Below are 2,500 nucleotides of genomic sequence, written 5' to 3' on the forward strand. Positions count from 1 at the left end.
CTTAGACAACTAGGATGTTGGCTTAGAAGCAGCCACCATTTAAAGAGTGCGTAATAGCTCACTAGTCGAGTGACTCTGCGCCGAAAATGTACCGGGGCTAAATACACCACCGAAGCTGCGGATTGATACCAATGGTATCAGTGGTAGGGGAGCGTTCTAAGGACAGTGAAGTCAGACCGGAAGGACTGGTGGAGTGCTTAGAAGTGAGAATGCCGGTATGAGTAGCGAAAGACGGGTGAGAATCCCGTCCACCGAATGCCTAAGGTTTCCTGAGGAAGGCTCGTCCGCTCAGGGTTAGTCAGGACCTAAGCCGAGGCCGACAGGCGTAGGCGATGGACAACAGGTTGATATTCCTGTACCACCTCTTTATCGTTTGAGCAATGGAGGGACGCAGAAGGATAGAAGAAGCGTGCGATTGGTTGTGCACGTCCAAGCAGTTAGGCTGATAAGTAGGCAAATCCGCTTATCCCGTATGCTGAGCTGTGATGGGGAAGCTCCTTATGGAGCGAAGTCTTTGATTCCCCGCTGCCAAGAAAAGCTTCTAGCGAGATAAAAGGTGCCTGTACCGCAAACCGACACAGGTAGGCGAGGAGAGAATCCTAAGGTGTGCGAGAGAACTCTGGTTAAGGAACTCGGCAAAATGACCCCGTAACTTCGGGAGAAGGGGTGCTTTCTTAACGGAAAGCCGCAGTGAATAGGCCCAAGCGACTGTTTAGCAAAAACACAGCTCTCTGCGAAGCCGTAAGGCGAAGTATAGGGGGTGACACCTGCCCGGTGCTGGAAGGTTAAGGAGAGGGGTTAGCGTAAGCGAAGCTCTGAACTGAAGCCCCAGTAAACGGCGGCCGTAACTATAACGGTCCTAAGGTAGCGAAATTCCTTGTCGGGTAAGTTCCGACCCGCACGAAAGGTGTAACGATTTGGGCACTGTCTCAACCAGAGACTCGGTGAAATTATAGTACCTGTGAAGATGCAGGTTACCCGCGACAGGACGGAAAGACCCCGTGGAGCTTTACTGTAGCCTGATATTGAATTTTGGTACAGTTTGTACAGGATAGGCGGGAGCCATTGAAACCGGAGCGCTAGCTTCGGTGGAGGCGCTGGTGGGATACCGCCCTGACTGTATTGAAATTCTAACCTACGGGTCTTATCGACCCGGGAGACAGTGTCAGGTGGGCAGTTTGACTGGGGCGGTCGCCTCCTAAAGTGTAACGGAGGCGCCCAAAGGTTCCCTCAGAATGGTTGGAAATCATTCGTAGAGTGCAAAGGCATAAGGGAGCTTGACTGCGAGACCTACAAGTCGAGCAGGGACGAAAGTCGGGCTTAGTGATCCGGTGGTTCCGCATGGAAGGGCCATCGCTCAACGGATAAAAGCTACCCCGGGGATAACAGGCTTATCTCCCCCAAGAGTCCACATCGACGGGGAGGTTTGGCACCTCGATGTCGGCTCATCGCATCCTGGGGCTGTAGTCGGTCCCAAGGGTTGGGCTGTTCGCCCATTAAAGCGGTACGCGAGCTGGGTTCAGAACGTCGTGAGACAGTTCGGTCCCTATCCGTCGTGGGCGTAGGAAATTTGAGAGGAGCTGTCCTTAGTACGAGAGGACCGGGATGGACGCACCGCTGGTGTACCAGTTGTTCTGCCAAGGGCATAGCTGGGTAGCTATGTGCGGAAGGGATAAGTGCTGAAAGCATCTAAGCATGAAGCCCCCCTCAAGATGAGATTTCCCATAGCGTAAGCTAGTAAGATCCCTGAAAGATGATCAGGTTGATAGGTTCGAGGTGGAAGCATGGTGACATGTGGAGCTGACGAATACTAATAGATCGAGGACTTAACCATATAATATGAAGCAATGTTATCTAGTTTTGAAAGAATATAAAAAACTTGTTGACTTTAAAAGTTAAATGAGTTACAATGATTCTTGTCTTAAATGAATACAGTCTGGTAATGATGGCAGAGAGGTCACACCCGTTCCCATACCGAACACGGAAGTTAAGCTCTCTAGCGCCGATGGTAGTTGGGACCTTGTCCCTGTGAGAGTAGGACGTTGCCAGGCAATCCGGAGGATTAGCTCAGCTGGGAGAGCACCTGCCTTACAAGCAGGGGGTCGGCGGTTCGATCCCGTCATCCTCCACCATTTAGCCGACTTAGCTCAATTGGTAGAGCAACTGACTTGTAATCAGTAGGTTGGGGGTTCAAGTCCTCTAGTCGGCACCAGTTTTTATTGTAAGAGCCATTAGCTCAGTTGGTAGAGCATCTGACTTTTAATCAGAGGGTCGAAGGTTCGAGTCCTTCATGGCTCACCATTTTAATTAATATGCGGGTGTGGCGGAATTGGCAGACGCACTAGACTTAGGATCTAGCGCCTTTGGCGTGGGGGTTCGACTCCCTTCACCCGCACTTTTAATAAAATATCTCAAACATGTCTTGCGGAAGTAGTTCAGTGGTAGAATACAACCTTGCCAAGGTTGGGGTCGCGGGTTCGAATCCCGTCTTCCGCTCCAA

Annotated in this window: 5 tRNA genes and 2 rRNA genes (1 of these 7 only partly in view); all 7 read left to right on the forward strand. The window is 51.2% G+C overall.

From position 1 onward, the window contains the following. A 23S ribosomal RNA gene (locus BC_RS00440) occupies positions 1 to 1,834 on the forward strand (it extends 1,088 nt beyond the left edge of the window). Between the two features lie 101 nt (positions 1,835 to 1,935). Continuing rightward, positions 1,936 to 2,051, forward strand: a 5S ribosomal RNA gene (gene rrf, locus BC_RS00445). A gap of 5 nt (positions 2,052 to 2,056) precedes the next feature. Continuing rightward, positions 2,057 to 2,132 (forward strand) — tRNA-Val (locus BC_RS00450). Positions 2,133 to 2,136: 4 nt separating this feature from the next. Further along, positions 2,137 to 2,212: transfer RNA gene (locus BC_RS00455), tRNA-Thr, on the forward strand. 13 nt (positions 2,213 to 2,225) lie between these two features. After that, positions 2,226 to 2,301, forward strand: a tRNA-Lys gene (locus BC_RS00460). A gap of 13 nt (positions 2,302 to 2,314) precedes the next feature. Next, positions 2,315 to 2,395: transfer RNA gene (locus tag BC_RS00465), tRNA-Leu, on the forward strand. Between the two features lie 29 nt (positions 2,396 to 2,424). Further along, positions 2,425 to 2,499 (forward strand) — tRNA-Gly (locus BC_RS00470). The last annotated feature ends 1 nt before the right edge of the window (position 2,500 follow it).

Source organism: Bacillus cereus ATCC 14579 (assembly GCF_000007825.1).
GTDB lineage: Bacteria > Bacillota > Bacilli > Bacillales > Bacillaceae_G > Bacillus_A > Bacillus_A cereus.